The 20,019-nt window shown below is 29.2% G+C and carries 18 protein-coding genes and 2 tRNA genes; 14 read left to right on the forward strand and 6 right to left on the reverse strand.

Annotated features, from left to right (window positions below):
• The first annotated feature begins 48 nt into the window (after positions 1 to 48).
• Together BN1865_RS11530 and BN1865_RS11535 are read left to right on the forward strand one after the other, a co-directional pair.
• Positions 49 to 1,209 carry a winged helix-turn-helix domain-containing protein gene (locus tag BN1865_RS11530; RefSeq protein ID WP_050637387.1) on the forward strand — a complete coding sequence of 387 codons (1,161 nt, stop codon included), beginning with the start codon at positions 49 to 51 and terminating at the stop codon, positions 1,207 to 1,209.
• Between the two features lie 65 nt (positions 1,210 to 1,274).
• Positions 1,275 to 5,495 (forward strand): EAL domain-containing protein, encoded by a 4,221-nt coding sequence (locus BN1865_RS11535; protein ID WP_050637388.1) that lies wholly within the window; start codon positions 1,275 to 1,277, stop codon positions 5,493 to 5,495.
• Here the strand turns inward: BN1865_RS11535 and pdxR are convergent, their stop codons facing one another.
• A complete protein-coding gene (gene pdxR, locus BN1865_RS11540) occupies positions 5,496 to 6,890 on the reverse strand; it encodes a MocR-like pyridoxine biosynthesis transcription factor PdxR (RefSeq protein ID WP_050637389.1) in 1,395 nt (464 codons plus the stop codon).
• A 116-nt stretch (positions 6,891 to 7,006) separates the two neighbouring features.
• Between pdxR and BN1865_RS11545 the strand changes: the two genes are divergently transcribed.
• Entirely contained in the window at positions 7,007 to 7,594 is a 588-nt protein-coding gene (locus BN1865_RS11545) for an ECF transporter S component (RefSeq protein ID WP_050637390.1), read from the forward strand.
• Positions 7,595 to 7,631: 37 nt separating this feature from the next.
• Positions 7,632 to 7,708 (forward strand) — tRNA-Thr (locus BN1865_RS11550).
• A 346-nt stretch (positions 7,709 to 8,054) separates the two neighbouring features.
• On the opposite strand, the gene BN1865_RS11555 is transcribed toward BN1865_RS11550, so the two are convergent.
• Positions 8,055 to 8,387, reverse strand: a complete 333-nt coding sequence (locus tag BN1865_RS11555; RefSeq protein WP_050637391.1) for a hypothetical protein — start codon at positions 8,385 to 8,387, stop codon at positions 8,055 to 8,057.
• Between the two features lie 644 nt (positions 8,388 to 9,031).
• On the opposite strand from BN1865_RS11555, the gene BN1865_RS11560 reads away from it, so the two are divergent.
• From BN1865_RS11560 to BN1865_RS11585, 6 genes are all read left to right on the forward strand, one after another.
• Positions 9,032 to 9,108: transfer RNA gene (locus BN1865_RS11560), tRNA-Thr, on the forward strand.
• A 197-nt stretch (positions 9,109 to 9,305) separates the two neighbouring features.
• Positions 9,306 to 9,644 carry a hypothetical protein gene (locus BN1865_RS11565; RefSeq protein ID WP_050637392.1) on the forward strand — a complete coding sequence of 113 codons (339 nt, stop codon included), beginning with the start codon at positions 9,306 to 9,308 and terminating at the stop codon, positions 9,642 to 9,644.
• A gap of 51 nt (positions 9,645 to 9,695) precedes the next feature.
• Positions 9,696 to 10,193, forward strand: a complete 498-nt coding sequence (locus tag BN1865_RS11570) for a DUF3795 domain-containing protein (RefSeq protein ID WP_050637393.1) — start codon at positions 9,696 to 9,698, stop codon at positions 10,191 to 10,193.
• A 72-nt stretch (positions 10,194 to 10,265) separates the two neighbouring features.
• Positions 10,266 to 10,631: a hypothetical protein gene (locus tag BN1865_RS11575; RefSeq protein WP_050637394.1), complete on the forward strand. Its 366-nt coding sequence runs from the start codon at positions 10,266 to 10,268 to the stop codon at positions 10,629 to 10,631.
• A 189-nt stretch (positions 10,632 to 10,820) separates the two neighbouring features.
• On the forward strand, positions 10,821 to 11,213 hold the full coding sequence (locus tag BN1865_RS11580; protein WP_050637395.1) for a MarR family winged helix-turn-helix transcriptional regulator: 393 nt from the start codon (positions 10,821 to 10,823) through the stop codon (positions 11,211 to 11,213).
• 111 nt (positions 11,214 to 11,324) lie between these two features.
• Positions 11,325 to 12,164: an HAD family hydrolase gene (locus tag BN1865_RS11585; RefSeq protein ID WP_050637396.1), complete on the forward strand. Its 840-nt coding sequence runs from the start codon at positions 11,325 to 11,327 to the stop codon at positions 12,162 to 12,164.
• A 146-nt stretch (positions 12,165 to 12,310) separates the two neighbouring features.
• Here BN1865_RS11585 and BN1865_RS11590 read toward each other — a convergent pair whose 3' ends face one another.
• Positions 12,311 to 13,495 (reverse strand): O-antigen ligase family protein, encoded by a 1,185-nt coding sequence (locus BN1865_RS11590; protein ID WP_232780384.1) that lies wholly within the window; start codon positions 13,493 to 13,495, stop codon positions 12,311 to 12,313.
• Between the two features lie 106 nt (positions 13,496 to 13,601).
• On the opposite strand from BN1865_RS11590, the gene BN1865_RS11595 reads away from it, so the two are divergent.
• A complete protein-coding gene (locus BN1865_RS11595) occupies positions 13,602 to 14,531 on the forward strand; it encodes a TRM11 family SAM-dependent methyltransferase (protein ID WP_232780385.1) in 930 nt (309 codons plus the stop codon).
• 35 nt (positions 14,532 to 14,566) lie between these two features.
• Positions 14,567 to 15,424: a diacylglycerol/lipid kinase family protein gene (locus BN1865_RS11600; protein WP_050637399.1), complete on the forward strand. Its 858-nt coding sequence runs from the start codon at positions 14,567 to 14,569 to the stop codon at positions 15,422 to 15,424.
• Between the two features lie 9 nt (positions 15,425 to 15,433).
• Here BN1865_RS11600 and asnB read toward each other — a convergent pair whose 3' ends face one another.
• From asnB to BN1865_RS11615, 3 genes are all read right to left on the reverse strand, one after another.
• Positions 15,434 to 17,266, reverse strand: coding sequence for an asparagine synthase (glutamine-hydrolyzing) (gene asnB / locus BN1865_RS11605; protein WP_050637400.1), 1,833 nt, complete (start codon positions 17,264 to 17,266; stop codon positions 15,434 to 15,436).
• A 94-nt stretch (positions 17,267 to 17,360) separates the two neighbouring features.
• Positions 17,361 to 17,552, reverse strand: coding sequence for a hypothetical protein (locus BN1865_RS11610; RefSeq protein WP_050637401.1), 192 nt, complete (start codon positions 17,550 to 17,552; stop codon positions 17,361 to 17,363).
• A gap of 76 nt (positions 17,553 to 17,628) precedes the next feature.
• Complete coding sequence (locus BN1865_RS11615; protein WP_050637402.1) at positions 17,629 to 18,069, reverse strand: GNAT family N-acetyltransferase; 441 nt, start codon at positions 18,067 to 18,069, stop codon at positions 17,629 to 17,631.
• Positions 18,070 to 18,353: 284 nt separating this feature from the next.
• Here BN1865_RS11615 and ftsE point away from each other — a divergent pair, with 284 nt between their 5' ends.
• Entirely contained in the window at positions 18,354 to 19,046 is a 693-nt protein-coding gene (gene ftsE / locus BN1865_RS11620; RefSeq protein ID WP_050637403.1) for a cell division ATP-binding protein FtsE, read from the forward strand.
• Positions 19,033 to 19,938 (forward strand): permease-like cell division protein FtsX, encoded by a 906-nt coding sequence (gene ftsX / locus BN1865_RS11625; protein WP_050637404.1) that lies wholly within the window; start codon positions 19,033 to 19,035, stop codon positions 19,936 to 19,938. The genes ftsE and ftsX overlap by 14 nt, the downstream gene beginning before the upstream one ends.
• The last annotated feature ends 81 nt before the right edge of the window (positions 19,939 to 20,019 follow it).

A 20,019-nucleotide genomic window follows, 5' to 3' on the forward strand; every position in this document is an offset into this window, starting at 1 on the left:
TTTCTTTATTTTATGAGACAGGAAGATAATAAGCGAGGAGGAGTAGATTTGGAAAATCGCCCAGTGATAAAAATATCATTATTTTCTAGATTGGTTATGATTTATAATGATAATGAAATTATTCTGTCGGATTATTTGGGGAAACAGTTACTTATTTTATTGGAAATGTTAATTTATTATCGTCAAAATGCTTTTTCTAATGATTTGATTATTGAAGCTATTTGGTCTCATCATAAAAATCCTCGTAATGCAATGAAATATTCTATCCATAGATTACGCATGAAATTAGTGGAGATACCAGGATTAGAAAATTTAGATTTTATTGTGACTGCAGCAAATGGTTATATTTTAAATCCAGCATATACATATCAGGTGGATTGTGAAGAATTTTTTAAACTGCATCAAGTTTTAAAGAATAAAAAAATAAATCAGGAAACAGAATTAACGGCTTTAAAACTTATTTATTTATATCAGGGACAAATTTATCAGTCTCCAAAAATACAATGGGCTATTTATATTAATGATTTTTGTAAAAAAATATATCTTTATTATGTAGAAATACTCTGTGAATATTTTTTAGAACAGGAAAAATATACATGTATCATTAGAATAACACAACATGCTGCAGCAATGGTACCAGAGTATGAAAAAGCCTATTACTACCATTTTAAAGCACTTATCAGTCAGCAAAAATTTCATGAAGCAAGAGAATACTATGATGTGACAATTAAGCAATATGCACAAAAGTATAAACTTACATTAAATCAGGAGTTTAGAGAATTGTTTCATCAGTTAATGTTAAATAATAAAAAGACGACGGCTATTGATGACATCTATACAGAGTTATTGACTGTAAAGCAGCGAGACAATACTTTCTTTTGTGAATTTGATGTGTTTGAATATATTTTTGAAAAAGCAATACGTGATCAAAAACGTTATCATTTATCATATTATCTGATTTTATTTTCTTTAGAATCATATCCAGAAAATCAAGAAATGAAAATTATGTTAAAACTAAAAAAAATTATTTTTAAAACTATGCGTTCTACTGATTCATTTACTAGAATCAATGAATTACAGTTTTTAACATTGATTACTTGTAATGAGGAAGAAGATGTTCATACAATTGCACAACGTGTGATTCAAAGATTCTATCGTGTGAATACAAGTAGTTTAGTAAAAATAGGTTATTCTATTAAAAAAGTTTAATTTATCAAAAAACTCAAAAATATGTGATATAATGAGGTAATCATTATAATAGAAGGAGAATCATTATGGACTATCAAGAACATATTTTACTGATAAGTAAAGATTTGAAAGTATTAGAATTCATAGATCAAGCATGTCATTTACAGTATATTATTGATTGTGTAGATAATATGGCAGATGCTAAGGATATTCTAATCAATGAACTTTCATTAATGTTAATGATAGTTGATATTGATGATTTTCCAGATGGTTTTGAACTTATACGTTTTGTAAGACAATATCCACGTTTTATGAATTTATCTATTTTGATAATAGGAGAATTATATCCAGATATTGAAAAGCAAATGGGGCTTTTAGGAATTATGGGACATATGAAAAAGCCAATAGAAAAAGATGAATTTGTAGATACGATTCAAGATATGCATAAAAATCAAGGTTATCATTTGTTTGAAAGAGATGCTTTAACTGGTGTTTATAATAAAGAATTCTTTTTAAGAAAGGCTGCAGATATTCTTCAAAGAGATATTCATAAGGATTATGATCTTGTTTGTTTTGATATTGATCGTTTTAAGTTGATTAATGATTTTTATGGAACGGCCGAAGGAGATAGACTTTTGTGCTATATTGCCAAGCTTTTTGCAAAAGTATCTATTGATTATCATTGGTTATTAGGACGTTTACATAATGATGTTTTTGTAATTTTGATGGAACATGGGAGTATGACATATGAGGATTTGACAAAGATTGTTGATCGGCAATTAGAGGCCGTTTCAAAAGATATGAAAATTATTTTGAGTTTTGGCATATATCCAATCACTGATAAGTCTTTATCTGTTAGTGTTATGTGTGATAGAGCTTTATTAGCTTCTAAAAAGGCTAAAGGTAATTATTCAACGTCTTATACTGTATATCAGGAAGTCTTAAGACAAACAATTATGGATGAACAATCAATGATTAATGAAATGGATGCCGCTTTAGCAATGGGACAATTTGTCCCTTACTATCAACCTAAATATAATATTGAAACAGGTCATATCATTGGTTTTGAAGCTTTGGTTAGATGGGTTCATCCAACTAGGGGACTCATTCCTCCACAGGAGTTTATACCATTATTTGAATCAAATGGTTTTATATCACAAGTGGATTATTATATTTGGGAAGAAGTGTGTAAAGATTTAAGAAAATTACGAGATGCAGGGTATGATGTATTACCGGTTTCAGTGAATGTATCTAGAATGGAATTATATCTTAATATTGAAAGTCAATTATTAGGACTTATGAATAAATATCAGATACCAACAAAACTATTTAGGTTAGAGATTACTGAAACAGCTTATACGAAAGATCCTCAACAGTTGATTGAAGTTGTTGAAATATTAAGAAAGCGTGGCTTTTTGATTTTAATGGATGATTTTGGAAGTGGTTATTCTTCGCTCAATATGTTAAAAGAAGTTCCAGTAGATGTTTTAAAAATTGATTTACAGTTTGTTCAGGGAATTGAAACTTCTGGAAAGAGTGAGAAAATATTAGAATCAGTTGTTATTATGGCTAGAAAATTGAATTTAGCAGTGATTGCTGAAGGTGTCGAAACAAAAAAACAAGTTGATTTTTTACTTTCAATTGGATGTTTAAGAGCACAGGGATATTATTACAGTCATCCAATTTCTCGAGAAGAAATGTATGCTATTTATGATAATCCTGCTATTTATAAAGGAGATTCTAAAGATAATATTGAGAAACTGATTAATATAGATGATATTTTAAATCATATTCAGCATGTTGATGATGTGAATTGGTATAGAAGTGCTATTTTAAAGTTAGATGCTCAAATTTTTGAATACGACTTTAAAACAGGAAGTATGCGCTATTATGATTCTCATGTTAATCAGAAAACAGGAGAATTGAATAAAATCGAAGTACCTAATTATATTCAAAGAATTAAAGAAGGATATCATATTTATCCTGATGATTTAAAGATTGCTTTAGAACTTCTTTCAGGGCAAGAAGAGTATAAATGTCGTTTACGTGCAAAACCTTATTTTTCTAATCAGAGTTATCAATGGTATGAAGTTATTTCACGAACGATTTATGATGAATACCATCAACCGATACTTGCAGTGGGTGTTTTGCGTAATGTGACAGATGAAAAGTTAAATGAAATGGTTTTACAATCTTTGTTAGCAATTGATGCTCAAAATGCTCTCTATCAAACAGTGACACAAGTATGGGCAAATATTGGAAAAGCACTTTATTTTGATATGGTTTATTCAGTGAATAGAATGCATCAACCAATAAAATGTTATCTTCATTATCAATTGGATGAATTAATTAAGATGCCTGTTCATATGAAGAGTTTAGATGTACATCAGTCTCAAAAAATTTGTGATATTTATTATCAAAATCAAGGGATTATACATTTGACAGATGAATATGATAACTTTAATGAGTGGCAGGATTATATACAGGGTGGTATTACAGATGTGTATTGTTTACCTATTTTCAATAAAAAACAATATATTGGAGATGTTGTTTTTGCTTCAAGAGAAAAAAGACAATTATCTGATCATGAAAAAGCAGTGTTGATTGAAATTGGAAAATATATTGATACATATAGAGATATACAGATTTTAGCAAAGGCATTGCAGGATAAAAATGCACTTTATAATATGATTATGGATAATATTTTTAGTGCTGTTCTTCTGATTGAATTGAATGAGCATAAAGCAGAGGCTATTATAGCAAATAAGAGTTTTTATCAGTTATACGAAATAGATGAAAAACAAGCTATTCAGGATATTGATATTATGAGTTTATTGGATGATAGTGATCGAACGTTGATTGAAAATGCGCTTTGGCAGACAGTTCATCAAGGACAGGTACAAATTCATACATATCATGGTATTCGTACTGATGGAGAAGTGTTGACATTAGAAATGAGAGCACATTATTTATCACGTAAACAAGAGAGTCATCTTGTTGTTGTGACAATTAATGATATATCTGAAAGAATAAAACACGAAAAGGAAGTGGCTTTATCAGAAATAAGATATCGCTTAGCATTTGAACAGACATCATTACGTCTATGGGATTATAATATTAAAACAAAACAGCTTTATCGTTCTGCTGCTGTACAAAAAGATGCAGGATATGAAGAGATTATTGATGATGTTCCAGCTTTCTTTATTAAAAATAATATTATTCATCCTGATTATCAAAAAGGATATCAAGAATTTTATGAAAAGGTTTCTCAAGGAAATGATTGTGATTATCTTTTTAAAAGCATTCATAAAGATGGAACTTATAAATGGATGCATATTTCTTATCGGGTTTTATTTGATGAACAGGGTCAACCTGATCATGCGATTGGTATAGGTGAAGATATCAACGAAGTTTATAAAAATAAACTTAAAATTCAACAAGAACAATATTACGAATCTCTCTTTCATCATTCACGAATTTATTATGATATTAATTTATCTCAAGATAGTATCGTTTTTAATGATGAACGAGACTTATTCCATGATATAAGCAATTATACTTTTACAGGATTTCTTGAATTTACAGTTAAAAGACTTGTTAGTCCTCAAGATGCCAAAAGATTTATGACAGAATTTAATATAGAAAAATTAAAAGGGCTCTTTTATAAAGGTCAAACATTTCGCTCCTATGAATTCCAATTAGGAAATAAACAGAAGTGTTGGTATGAAATAGATGTTAATCTTTATACCCCTACTAATAGTCATGATATTTGTGCATTTGTCACAGTGAGAGATATAGATGAGCGTAAACGTTATGAATTATCATTGGAGTTTAATGTTCGTCATGATGATTTAACTGGTTTATATACTCGTCGATTTATTCGAGAATATGTGGAAGAAAAAGCACGTCATCAAAAAATAGCTTTGTTAATGATTGATGTTGATGATTTTAAATTAATCAATGATACATTTGGACATGATTATGGTGATGAAACTTTAAGAAATATTGCAGATGTCCTTGTACAAGTTGTAGGTGAAAAAGGAATTGTTGCCCGTATTGGTGGTGACGAGTTTGTTATGATTATAGAAACCTTTGATAGTGAGCAGGATGTTATGAATATTGCTAAACGTATTAATGATAATATTCATTTAAGTTTTACGGTTAATAATGAGTGTCATACGTTATCATGTTCTATTGGTATAGCTTATTCAAATGAGCATGATTATACTTTTAAATCATTATTTAATAAGGCTGATCAAAATCAGTATAAAATGAAAAAAAGTCATAAAAATAATGAGATGAATTGATTAATTCATCTCATTATGATTTAAAAGCTGATTAAGTAATTTGACAGCAATAGGTATTTGCTGTAAAGAAAGTCCAGAATAATTAATAACAAATGTATGTGAATCATAGGGATGTTCATAAAATTGAGAAAGCGTACTAATATGTAAACCTATTTGTGACGCTTTTTTTATTATGTCGTTATCATGATAGTGAGATTGATAGTGAAGAAGAAAATGAAGACCGGCATTTTCTTCAGTAATTTCAATTTGTTTGGCAATGGAACTTTGATTTAATTGATATAAAAATTCATCCCGAATGAGTTTATAAGAATTACGCATACGATTGATATGTTTTTCAAAATAGCCTTGCTGCATGAAATAAGCAAGAATGATTTGTTCAAAACTGGAGACACTACAAGCATAAAAATGTAGTTTCTCCTGAAAACATTGAACAAGATGAGGAGGTAAAACCATATAGCTTATACGAAAAGAAGGTGCTAGAGTTTTAGAAAAAGTATTCATATAGATGACTCTTTCATTTTGATCGATTTGATATAAAGTGGATATAGGCTTTCCTCTTAAACGAAACTCACTATCATAATCATCTTCAATAATATAATGTTGTTGATCATTTGCCCATTTAAGAATATCTAATCGTCTTTTAATTGGCATAGTAATACCTGTGGGATAATGATGTGCAGGGGATATATGAACAACTTGGGCTTTGCTTTTGGTGAGTTCTGAAATACTTAAGCCATTTTGGTCTAATGGAATATATTGATAAGTAATATCATTAAGTTGATAAACTTTAGAAATACTTCGATGACCAGGATCTTCTAAAGCATAAATCAAATGACGCCCAAGAAGCTGAATGACAAGATTATATAAATATTCTGTACCAGCCCCAATAATGATTTGTTGGGGCGATACATTCATTCCAGAAAATGCATAGAGATGCTTGCTGATAGCCTCTCGTAAAGATAGACAGCCTTGTTGCGGAGGTCTTGCAAGTAATGAAGGTTCTTGTGATGACAAGACTTGTCTTGTTAATTTAGACCATGTAGAAAAAGGAAAATGCGTAGGGGATACAGAATTGGTTTTTAAGTCAATTATAAAAGGATGTTCTTTTTCTTGCGGTAATTGTACCTTTTTTTGGGTAGCAGTTGGTGGATATTGAATTTCACTGACAAAATATCCTTTTTTCTCAATAGCATAAATATACCCTTCAATGAGTAATTGGTTATAAGCATTTTCAACAGTAATTAAACTTACATTTTGATTTTTAGCAAACGCTCTTTTAGATGGGAGTTTTTCATGGGGATTAAGTTTTAGCTCAATAATATCTTTTTTTATACATTGGTAAAGATATTCATACATACTTATATGCATATCACTAGGGAAAGAATAAGTTAACATAAAATCACCTCTGTTTTATTATAACAAATCTGGTCATATAAAAAAATATAAAACTGGATATTTTCATATAACCACAATAGATATATACTTGTCCCAAGGAAGAGGGGGAATTCATTATGAATAATAAAATATTAAAAATTGTTATGATTGGTTTAATGTCTGCTTTGTGTTATATTGCATTTACTTTTATGCAAATTAAAATTCCAACACCAGGTGGAGCAACATCTTTTCATTTAGGTAACACATTTTGTGTTTTGGCGGCTTTATTACTAGGCGGTATTCCAGGAGGGGCAGCTGGGGCTATTGGTATGGGAATTGGAGATTTATTAGACCCAACTTATGTTATTGTTGCACCAAAGACAATTATTTTAAAAATGGGGATTGGTATTATTACAGGATTAGTAGCACATAAAGTCTTTCACATTCAAAAATTAGAAGGACAACGTTTATATAAAGCAGTTATTCTTTCAGCACTTGCTGGAATGTTGTTTAATGTTGTTGGTGAACCTATTTTGTCATATTTCTATACAACATTTATTTTAGGAGCACCTGAGAAAGCAGCAAAAGCATTAGCTTCTTGGAATGCTATAACAACTGCGACAAATGCTATTTTAGCAGTTATTATTTCATCAGCTATATATATTGCTATTGCACCTAGATTAAAAAATAATGGCATTTTAAGAAAATTAGCACCAAAGGAATAGTGGAAATCTATTCCTTTTTGCGTTATAATAAGTACATGCCGACATAGCTCTAACTGGTAGAGCAGGCCACTCGTAATGGTCAGGTTGCAAGTTCGATCCTTGTTGTCGGCACCATTTTTTAAACGGTGAGTTTCATCGCAAATTATATTTTTATTGTTTCGATGAATTTTAAAGGTTTATATATTAAAGGGTTTAGAGGATCTTCTAAACTTTTTATTTATAAAATGTCTGCTTAGAGTGTATAAAATTATACATCTTTTTTTGTATATGAAGAAAAAAACGATGTTTTTTTGATACGGGTTTTCTAACAAAATTAACCCATATCTAACAGAATATAAAAGATAGAATAAAAATATCTGATATATGCAATCAGCTCAAAGTTATAGAATAACTTTGAGCTTTAACCATAAACATTGAAAATACACTTGCAATAAATATAAATCAAAAAATCACACTTCCCTTAATTTGTTGACTTTAATTTCTTATAAACCTTATATCCAAAATAAGTAAAGAAGAATACTGATAAGACGCCATCATAAATATAGGCAGTGGTATTAGTAGAATGATTAAACAAAGCTATAATCAATGGAACAACAATCACAAGTCCTGTAAAAAGTCCCCAGATATAATAAAACCAAGTATCAATAAAATAGGTGAAAGTAATGGACATAATACAAAGGGCTAAAATTGCAGGTTCCCGCATAAAGGAAAAATAATACGTTTCAATTGCCATAAACATTTCAATCATCGCAAATATACTAATCATTACGAATGTCATCTTGGGACTTTTCATTATATTGCCTCCTTAATTTATAGTAATACTATTATTTCGTAAAATTTTTAAATAATTTTCTCATTTTATTATTTACTTTATATTATAAGTGTTTTAAATGCTTATGTTTTATCATACTCTATCTATTTTTAAATTATCATCAAAAAATTTATGATGTCAATAATAATATTGATTTCAATTAATGTTTGTGAATCAAATATGATAGTGTCTTAATGGTCAAAGTTGATTTTGTCTTAAATAGTTATCACATTATTAATATTTATGTTACACTTTAACTTCATATCTATTTGAGGAGGTTATTATGAGAAGGGTTGATCTAAGAATGAACGAATAATATAAATATGACATTATTAAAAATTTAGTTGATAATAACGGTAATAAGAAAAGAGTTGTCATCAAACTTAAATGCTCAACAAGAACCATTGACAGACTTACTATTAAATACAGGAATGAAGGCGAGAAAGGGTTTATTCATGGCAAACTCGGGATCTAACACCATCCAATAGAAATTAGAAAATTTCACAAAAATTCCAGACCAATTATAAAAGACAAAAACAAACCAGAGAAGACAGAACAATTTGAATAATCTTTATTTTATAAGGGTTTCGGGGATTTGAAAAGGAAAATTTAAGACTAAAAAACTTGCCGATATAGCTCTAACTGGTAGAGCAGGCCACTCGTAATGGTCAGGTTGCAAGTTCGATCCTTATTGTCAGCACCATACTCACAAATTGAAACTGGAATTGTTTGGATCTCAGTTTTTAAATATTGAAAAATATGCACGTATGTGTTTTTATGTAGTTATGATATAATACAATTGATAAGATAGATTAAGAAGTTGTGAATATATAAGATTAATTAATTGATTAAAGAATTGAATGAGAGAATCATAGAAAGTAGAATTTATAGAGGCAAGATATGATTAAAACTGAATTTGGAATTATAGAATGTTTTGATAATGGAGAATATGTGATAGATGAATCAATGAAACTTGTTTATATTGATGATGATAAGTATATTGATGATTGGTGGAATCAATTGCTAACAATAAAAACATATTTTCATAATTTAAATCAGCCATCGCAGGCACTTGATAGATGGGGAATCACATTAATTCCACCAGAGTCTTTACCAGCTTTTCAAGATATTATTTTGTCAGATAAAAGAATAAATGAAGATATACATTTATTAGAACTAGCAAATTTAATAAATATAGCGATTGATGAAAATAAATTTATAATACATTTTGGAATATAAGTTATAAGAAACATTACAAATTTGATTTGAATTTTCAAAGGAGGTGCTGCCATGTACGATTTACCTTATGGATATTGTGGAATTATGTGTGCTTTATGTAATCGGCATATCGTGAATGGGAGTAGTGCGTGTTCTGGTTGCTCTCAAAATGGTTATTATTCTGAACCATGTAAAATTGCTAAATGCTGTAAGGAAAAGGAGATACTTCATTGTGCGTTATGCAAAGAATTCCCTTGTGAGAAAGTAAAAAAAATCGGAGATTTCAGTGATCTGAATACGAATGAACATTATGCTAAGGTTTGTAGTTGTATATTAGAAAATGGATTTGATGTTTGGTATCAAGAATATGAAGAACGGAAAATTCTGTTAATGATAGCTTTAGAAAAATATAATAATGGCAGAATGAAGCGATATTTATGTGAATTATTTATGAGAGAAGATTTAGTCGTTTTACAAGAGATAATGGATGCTGCTAATAATCTAATTGGTACACCTAAAGAACTTTCTATTCAATTTAAATCTTTAGTAGATCAAATTCTTAAATTATAATTTATGATGAAAGAAGAAAGATGAAGATTCTTGGAAAGTCTATCAGGATATGTTAGAAGAGAAGGTGTTAAAATGGTAAAGTCGAAAAAGATGATATGTTTTCTAGTTTGTGTGCTGGTATTTATTGGTTGCCTTGTATTTTTAGATCAACAAACGACTTATCTTGTTGTTGTCCATCAAAATGATGTTGAAGTTCTTAATGGAAATATTATAATAGAAATGAGTTCAGCGACTTCAGTAGGTTATTTTAGGAAGGTTATATTTGAAGAGATAGATAATGGTATTTATAGTATTGAGGCCTATTTTTCGTTATTATCTGGGGAATATTCTGGATATAAATACAAAATTGATAATTCAGACAATTATATTAAAGAGATAAGACAATATAGTTTAGATAGTTCAGGTGACTATACTGTTATCTATCAGAATAATAATTAAAATAGAAGTATATGTATATAACAAATTTCTATTACAAGAGATATTACACCCTTTAGATTATAAACTAATGAAGATATTGAAACTATTGAATTCAAATAATCGATATTATATAATGATTATACAAAGTGATGATAAGTTGATTAACATTCAATTCATCTGCTTAGTCTATAATGAAAACGGGTGATAAAAATGGATAGAATTGAAAAGAGGATTGCAATTCTTTATTCTTTAAGAAAAAAACGTATTAATGAGTTATTAAAAGATTATCATTTAACACATGATGATTATCAAATTGTAATGGCTTTACATTATGCTGAAGGTATGTCAATTGAAGAAATGATAAATGAAACGAAAATTGATGCAAGATTAATTCAACATATCTTAGACCATCTTGTTAAAAGAGATTATATAGAGATAAAAGATGGACAACTTTATTTGACAGATTCAACAAAAAAACTATACCCACAGATAAAAAGAGTTATTAAAAAAAGCAATGATGAACTTATACGTGATATCACTTTAGATGAATATCATGAAATTATTGAGATATTAGATAAATTAGTTGAAAGTTATGAAATGTAATCAATGGGGAAGTGTTAATTAGACACTTCTTTTTTTGTCTTTTCGTTCATAAAATGAAAGAAACTTCCTTTTTCTTTAAAAATCCTATATACTAATCAAAGAGGTGAGACTATGAATAAAAAAATTATATTTTTAGATGTTGATGGAACACTCACATTACCAACTGGTGAGGTCTCTTATAAAGTTAAAAATGCAATATCACAAGCAAGAAATAATGGACATTATGTTTTTTTATGTACAGGAAGAAATAAGGCAGGTATACGTTCACTATTACCTATTGGGTTTGATGGTGCGATTTGTAGTGCTGGAGGTTATATTGAAATTGCTGGTCAAAAAGTTTATGAGTCTTGTTTGAGTCATGAAGATTTAACACTAGCAAGATCAGTATTTGATAAAAATAATTTAATGTATAATTTAGAAGCAACAGAAATGACATTTCAAGATGATGAAATGAATAAAGAGTTTGTTAAACATCATATAGCAAAAGAAAATATGAATTCGGAATTACAGAGATTGGTAAATGAACAAAAGGAACGTTTTAATGTTCATAGTATAGAAGAATATGAAATAAACCCTGTACCAATTCAAAAACTTTGTTTTATGTGTCGTGATGAGAAAAACTTAGAAGAACCTCGAGCATTATTATCAGAGCGTTTTAATTTTATTGTTCATGATATTTTTTCTAAAGATGTTATTAATGGGGAAATTATAGTGAAAGGTACAAACAAAGGAAAAGCTGTTGAATATGTTGTTAATCAATTAGGTCTTTCAATAGAAGATACAATTGGATTTGGTGATAGTATGAACGATTATGAGATGATTCAAACTTGTCAACATAGTGTTGTTATGGGGAATGGAACAGCAGAATTGAAGAAACATGCAACAACTGTCTGTGAGAATGTTGAAGATGATGGGGTTTATTATGAATTTAAAAGACTAGGATTGATTTAATAAAATATGATTAAAATCATTTAAAAAGGTGGATGATGGATATGAGAATCTGTTCTCATTTTCTTTATAAAAACTTTCACATAAAATAAGCAAATACATTTGAAATGTTTCCTTTTTAAAGTGATCCAAGTAAAAGAGAGCCTGACTTAGTCAAGGCTCTCTTTGTATACATCAAATGAACTTGCAATTAATAAATAAAGGAATCCTGTTTGAACAAAGAAAATTGTATAATCAAGAACACCATGGATAAAAATCATAACGGTAAAAGCAATCATTAATGCAACCATTGTTTTATCAATTTTCTTTTTCCATAATAAATATAATCTTTTGATATTGCTCCAAATAAATGGAACAATTGTTAATAAACCAATAATTCCAAAACATAATACTGGATCTAAATAGATACTATGAGCATGTTCAGTAGGATGCCCATGATAAAGTGGATAGATATGCATATAAGTCATTGGCCCTTCACCAAATAAAGGATGGGTTTTAATATTCGCAATAGCGACTTCCCAAATATTCTGTCGTGTCATAAAATAGGCAACAATATTATCAACACGTGGGAACTGAGAAGGATTAAAAAGGAAATAAAGACAAACCAGAAGAACCCCTCCAAAGATAAAAGCACAGGTCTTATAACGTTTATCAATAATTAACATAATCATAATCCCTCCCGCAATAGCAGGCCAGGCAGTTCGACAGGCAGTTAATAGAAGCATAAACAAATTAATACCAATCACACATAGGTAATAAGCAAATTTTTTCCATTCTTTTTTTATATTTTCAATTTTTAATATTTTATAAAAAGTTAAACAAACAAAGAATTCAATCATCATAGCATAATAATTCGCATTAAAGAATACTGAATTAATACGATCTTGAGGTTTATTAAAAAAACGTATTTCTAATTGATCTATATCAAACTTATTTAAAATACCAATGTATTCAATCAAAGCATACATGGCTGCAAAAACACTTAAAACAATAATACAGTTCGTTATGAATTCAAATAATTCAGGTGTAATATGCTGACGATAATACAAAACAAAAGACAAAATAGCTAAAATCCCAATCGAACAAGCAGCACCATAATAATTCTGATAAAAAAGTGATACAATCAGACTCAAACCACTAAAATAAAGAATAAATTGACTCTTTGGTGTATTTCGATAAGCTTCTTGTATTTCTCCTTTTAACAATAAACGAACTGTTAAAAATATAATAACAGTCGCACACATATAAAACGGTAAAAAGAGTGATAAGATTGCGACGATAATATATCTTTGGTTATGAGTGAAATGTTTTTTTAAATAATCAATTCCAAACATAAGCTTCACCTCCCAAAATGTATCTTCATTTTACAACATTTCATAATTTATGTATACTATAAAAAACAAACATAACAAAAATGTAAGAAATAGAAAGAGGAAAAACATGAAAAAATACCTATATTTTTATAATTATGCACCAAATGAACAAGCCATATGTGAAATGGAATTTAAACAGTTGTTTCATGAAAAAATGATTTCTAAGTATTATTTGACTCATCAGTGTTTTGATTATACAAGAAGTGTCTTTATAAAAGGTCGACTAGATATTATAAAATCGTCAAATGATTTTGATGAAATTATTCAATATATAAAAGATAAAAAAATGTGTTACTATGAATTTAAAGTGATTTATCTTAAAAATGAAATAACACATGTAGAGTATCAGGAGTCATTAGAAAAATGTCGACAAATTGCTTTTCCTATAGATGGTTCAGTCAATATCCAAAACCCTGAAATCATTTTTGCGATTACAAAGTTAAAAGATATATGGTATTTTGGTATTTATCATAATCAGACAAATTGGAATGAATATTACGAAAAACCTTATTCATATTCACATTCTCTGAATATTAGAGATGCTAGAACATTGGTCAATATTGCAGTTGGTCATGATCTTTCATTGAAAGTTGTTGATCCTTGTTGTGGAATTGGAACAGTCGTTTTGGAAGCGTTGAGTATGGGAATTGATATTAAAGGATTTGATATTAATCGTGAAGTCTCTTATCAGGCGAGAATGAATTTGGAACATTTTGGCTATCAAGGTGAAATCATCCAAAAACAGGATATGCGTTTTCTCAAAGAACATTATGATGTCGTTATTTTGGATATTCCCTATGGTGTTTATAGCCCTTTTACACATCAGCAACAAATAGATTTATTAAAAGGGGCAGTGTCTTTAGCACCAGTGATTACTTTGGTTAGTCATATCGATATGAATGAAGATTTAATAAAACTTGGGTATCGAATTATTGATCAGGCGACCATTCAAAAAGGAAATTTTTTGAGATATATGACTAAGGCTATTCAGCAATAGAAATTTTCGATATAATAAAAATGAGGTGAGGGGAAATGAAACATATTTTTATGATGAAATATACAAAAAAACATCACGATTTTGAGCAAGTTATTCATAAAATCATGAAAGATTATGATTATGAGATTGTTTATCGAAATTCTTTACAGGATAGTCAAAAATACATAGAACAATTAAAACAAACAGTCCGACTTTATATAATTGGTGGTGACGGAACAATTAATGGACTGATACAAAAACTTGTTTTGACATCACATGAAGTTGTTATCATTCCATTAGGAACAGGAAATGATTTTTGTCGTACACTTACAAAAGAAAAAAATCCATCTTTTCTTTTACAACAATCACTGACATTGCCTGCTAAGAAGATAGATGTCATACAATTAAATGAGACTTATTATATCAATGCTGCTTGTTTTGGATTAGATAGTGTGATAGCCAATCATGTTCATGATACACCTCATATTCCTTTTGTACCTGATTCTAAAAGTTATATTATATCTATTTTACAAAATACATTACGTTATGATAATCATCAGGTTAAAGTGACTAGTGATAATCAATTGCTTTATCAGGGAGATATGATTCTATGTACAGTTAATAATGCCCAATATTATGGTGGTGGATTCCAAATTATCCCACATGCGATTATTGATGATGGTTATATGGATATATGCATTGTAGATAAAGTTCCTAAATGGAAAATTCCATATATGGTTGAAAGATTAGTCCGACGTAAATTAGATGGGCGCAAGGATGTTCATTATTTTAAAGTCAAAAATGCGAAAGTGACTTGTGAATATAGTTGTAATGTAGATGGTGAAGAAGTGAACTATGAAAAATATGATTTTTCAATTGTTCCACAGTGTTTAAATATTGTTAAATATAACTAAAAAGCAAGCCTAGGCTTGCTTTTGATATTCTTCACTAAAGAAAACTTGATGCCATAATGAGAAACAATAGACTGTCCAAATCTTCTTATAATAGTCATGTTTTTGACTTTGGTGGTCATTTAACATTGATATTAATTTTTGATCATCAAATAATTCTTTAATAATTGGTGTTTGTAAACCATCATAAACTTTTTGATAAAGATCATCTTCCCTCATCCATTCTCTTAAAGGAACTGGGAAACCAAGTTTCTTTTTCTTATAAGCTTCATTAGGAATAACTTTTCTAGCTGCTTCTCTTAAAAGAACTTTTGTATTTTCTTTTGTGACTTTTTGATTATCTTTTAATTGGCTTGCTACATCAAAAACTTCTTTATCAGTAAAAGGAACACGACTTTCAATCGAATGAGCCATAGTCATTTTATCCCCTTTTTGTAAAATATCTTTGATAAACCATGTTTGTAAGTCTACATTTTGTCTCTTTTGAATCGGTGTTGCTTTTCCTAGATTTTTAAATAAAGGTGCAACAATATCCTGTTGAGTATGTAAGTGTGATGTATCACGTAACAAATGCTTACAATCATTTTGAGAAAAAACTGGATTAACACCTACATAATAATCTTCAATACGTTCACCATTTCTAATTAAGAATGGAATACCTCTTATTGTTGGTAAATGTTTACATATTTTAGAAATAAGATGACGAATTCCAAAAGGAATTTTACCATACCAGCCACTATCAATATCACCACGATAGGTATTATATCCACCAAAAAATTCATCTGCACCTTCTCCAGATAAAACAACTTTAACATCTTGGCTTGCGAGTTCGCTTACAAAATATAAAGCAACGGCAGCAGGATCAGCTGTTGGTTCATCTAAGTGATACATAATTTTTGGTAAAATATTTAAATATTCTTCTTTTGTAATAATCTTACTTTTATTCTCAATACCTAACTGCTCTGTTAAATCTTTGGCATAACCAATTTCATTATATCTTTCATCATTATAACCTACAGTATATGTATGCTGTGGTCTTGCTAATGAAACAAGATATGAAGAATCAATACCACTACTTAAAAATGAACCAACTTCTACATCAGCAATTAAATGATGTTTAACAGAATCTTTCATAATTTGATCAATCATATCAATCATTTCTTGATCATTTTTGTATTGATCTTTAAACTGAATAGAATAATAACGTTTCATTTCAATTTTTTGATTCTTATAAATCAAATAATGACCAGGTAATAATTGTTTTACATTTTTAAAGAAAGTGTCTTGACCAGCCACAAAATTCATTTTTAAATAAATATCTAAAACATCTTTATTTAATTCCTTTTTAAAATCTGGATGATCTAAGAAAGCCTTAATCTCACTAGCAAATAAGAAATGCTGTTGATCATAGTAATAGTAAAAAGGTTTAATTCCAAAATGATCTCTTGCACAAAATAATTCATGTGTTGATGTATCATACAGTGCAAAAGCAAACATTCCTCTTAAATGATTAACAATATCATAATGATATTCTTCATATCCATGTAATAGCACTTCTGTATCGCTATTTGTTTGAAAGTGATGCCCTTTTGCTTCTAAATCCTTTTTTAATTCTAAATAATTATATATCTCACCATTAAATACCACAACAAGATGATTGGTTTTCATTGGCTGGTTACCACCAGCTAAATCAATAATAGATAAACGGCGATGCCCTAAAGCAACATAATCATCAACAAATTGCCCTTCACCATCAGGTCCTCTATGAGCAATACGGTCCATCATCTTTTTCAGTATATCAGATGCATTTTCATTCACTGGAGCGAATCCTACGATTCCACACATTTATATCACGTCCTTTGCGAAAGCATTATAACATTTTTTTAGGAATAGGTGTAAAAAAGATAACAAAAATATGAAATTAAATGAAAAGAGGACCTTAATCCTCATCCACATCCACATAAAACTCAACATAACCACAAATTTTACAAATAGCAGCTTTCAAAGGATGATTTATTTTTTTGAAATTTTCATCTTTTTCTACAATTGTGTAATCACTAATTGCTTGTGCTTCATCCTTTAAATAACAATCTTCTTTCATTTCCTTATGACATCTTGGACATTTTCTCACATTTCTCACCTCTCCTTATTATTATACAAAAAATATGTATTAAAACAAATATCTATCATCAATTTATAAAAATAATTTATGGTTTGATGACTTTTAAAGGGTGAATTGCTTTGTTTCTATAAAATAAATCATCTCGAATAATAAATCCATTTTTTTCCCAAAACTGATTACCCACCTGATTATCAGCGAAAGTCACTAATGCAACTTTATGAATCCCTTCATATTCAAGAGCATCCATGGCAGATTGTAAAAGAGTTGAACCAATTCCTTTATGACGCTGATGAGTAGCAACTGATAAATGATAAATAAACCCTCTACGTCCATCATGACCACTCATGATAACACCAATAATCTGATTGTTTTCTATCGCAACAAAAGATGTATGAGGATTTCTTAATAAATATTTGTGAATTCCTTTTTTTGAATCATCAATATGATTTAAGCCCATACCAGGAGTATTTAACCAGAGCTGATAAACCATATCATAATCATCGATTGTCATTACTCTTATTTTCATAAAGACCTCCTTTTCTATGCGAACAGTAACATCTCTTTATCACTTTGTCAATAAGTTTAAAATACACGATTTGCTTTCATTAAATGAGAATAGAAATTGAACTCTTGTAAAAATTAAAAAAACGAGACATGAGGAATTCATAAACATATTGTAGAATCATGAAAGATAATATATAAAGATGATTGTATGGGAAAATATGGGTAAATTTATAAACGTCAAAAAACCGTTATTTTCCATTTTTTTAGACAAAATATGTGTTATAATGTACAAAGGAGCGTGATAAGATGATTAAACTCGAAAATGTTACAAAAGTTTATAAAACTGGTGTAAGAGCCGTTAACAATATGAATGTTGATATTGGTCCAGGTGAATTTGTTTATGTTATTGGACCAACAGGAGCAGGAAAATCTACTTTTATTAAGTTGTTATATAGAGAAGAAAAACCAACATCAGGTAAAGTAATTGTGGCTGGACAGGATGTTTCTAAAATTAAAGACCGTAAGGTTCCTTATTTTAGAAGAAATATTGGAGTAGTTTTTCAAAATTTTAGATTATTGCCAAAGAAAACAGTCTTTGAAAATATTGCTTTTACTTTAGAAGTGACAGATACACCAAAAGTAGAAATAAGAAAAAATGTTAGAAGAACATTAGAATTGGTTGGATTAGAAGATAAGGCCAATGCTTTTCCACATGAGTTATCTGGTGGACAGCAACAGCGTGTAGCCATTGCAAGAGCGATTGTTAATAACCCTAAAGTTTTAATTGCTGATGAACCAACAGGTAATTTAGATCCAGATACATCAATAGAAATCATTGAATTGTTAGAGCGTATTAATGAAGTCAATCATACAACGATTTTAGTCGTTACACATGATAAAGAAATTGTTCAAAAATATAAAAAGAGAACAATTTTAATTGAAGATGGATGTATTAAGACAGATACAAGTTCAGGAGGTTATGTAGATGGAATTAATTAGTTGTATTAAAAACTTCCCAAAACATTGTAAAACTGCATTTCAGAATATTTGGAGAAATGGTGTAATGTCTGTTTCATCAATCTTTGCAGTTACAATTACATTGGTTTTAATTGCTGTGATTAGTGTGGTTGCGATTAATATTCAGGATATGACTTACAGCATTGAGGATAGTTTAACTATTTATGTGAAAATGGATCGTAATGTTAAAGATGCTGATGCTAAAAAATTACAGCCAACTATTGAAAAGATTGATGGCGTGAAAAAAGCAACTTTCTCTTCAAAAGATGAAGAATTAGATAAAATGATTGAATCACAAAATGATGATGGTAAAAAGTTATTTGAAAGTTATCGTAAGAATAATCCATTAGGAGCAGCTTATGTGGTAGAAGTCAAAGATGCAAAACAACTTGATAAAGTTTCTAAACAAATTGCAGATTTAGATCATGTTAATGAAGTGAATTCAGGAGGAAGTTCAACAAACTCACTTGTTAATACTTTGGAAACAGTCAGAAATGGTGGTGCTATCTTTGTTGTTGGATTAACAGTTGTTGCCTTGTTTATGATTGCCAATACGATTAAGATTACAATTACATCAAGACAAACTGAAATTAGTATTATGCGTATGGTAGGAGCAAGTAACTGGTATATCCGTTTACCATATATGTTAGAAGGTATATTTATTGGTGTTTTAGGTGCAATTGTTCCTATTCTTGTTGTTTATTTTGGTTATAACATGGTTTACCAGGGAGCTGTAGGATTGCTTCCATCGATGTTGTCATTAAGAGAACCATTCCCATTTATTTGGCAATGTTCAGGATTATTGGTAGCTTTAGGTAGTGGTGTTGGCTTGATTGGAAGTTTTGTATCAGTTAGAAAATTCTTGAAATTTTAAAAGAATGATTTATTTCATTCTTTTTTTATGGAAAGAGAACTCTATAATTGATGAAAAGGATCCAACTTTTGTTAGTGTTTT

Source organism: Candidatus Stoquefichus sp. SB1 (assembly GCF_001244545.1).
In the GTDB taxonomy this organism is placed as follows: domain Bacteria; phylum Bacillota_I; class Bacilli_A; order Erysipelotrichales; family Coprobacillaceae; genus Stoquefichus.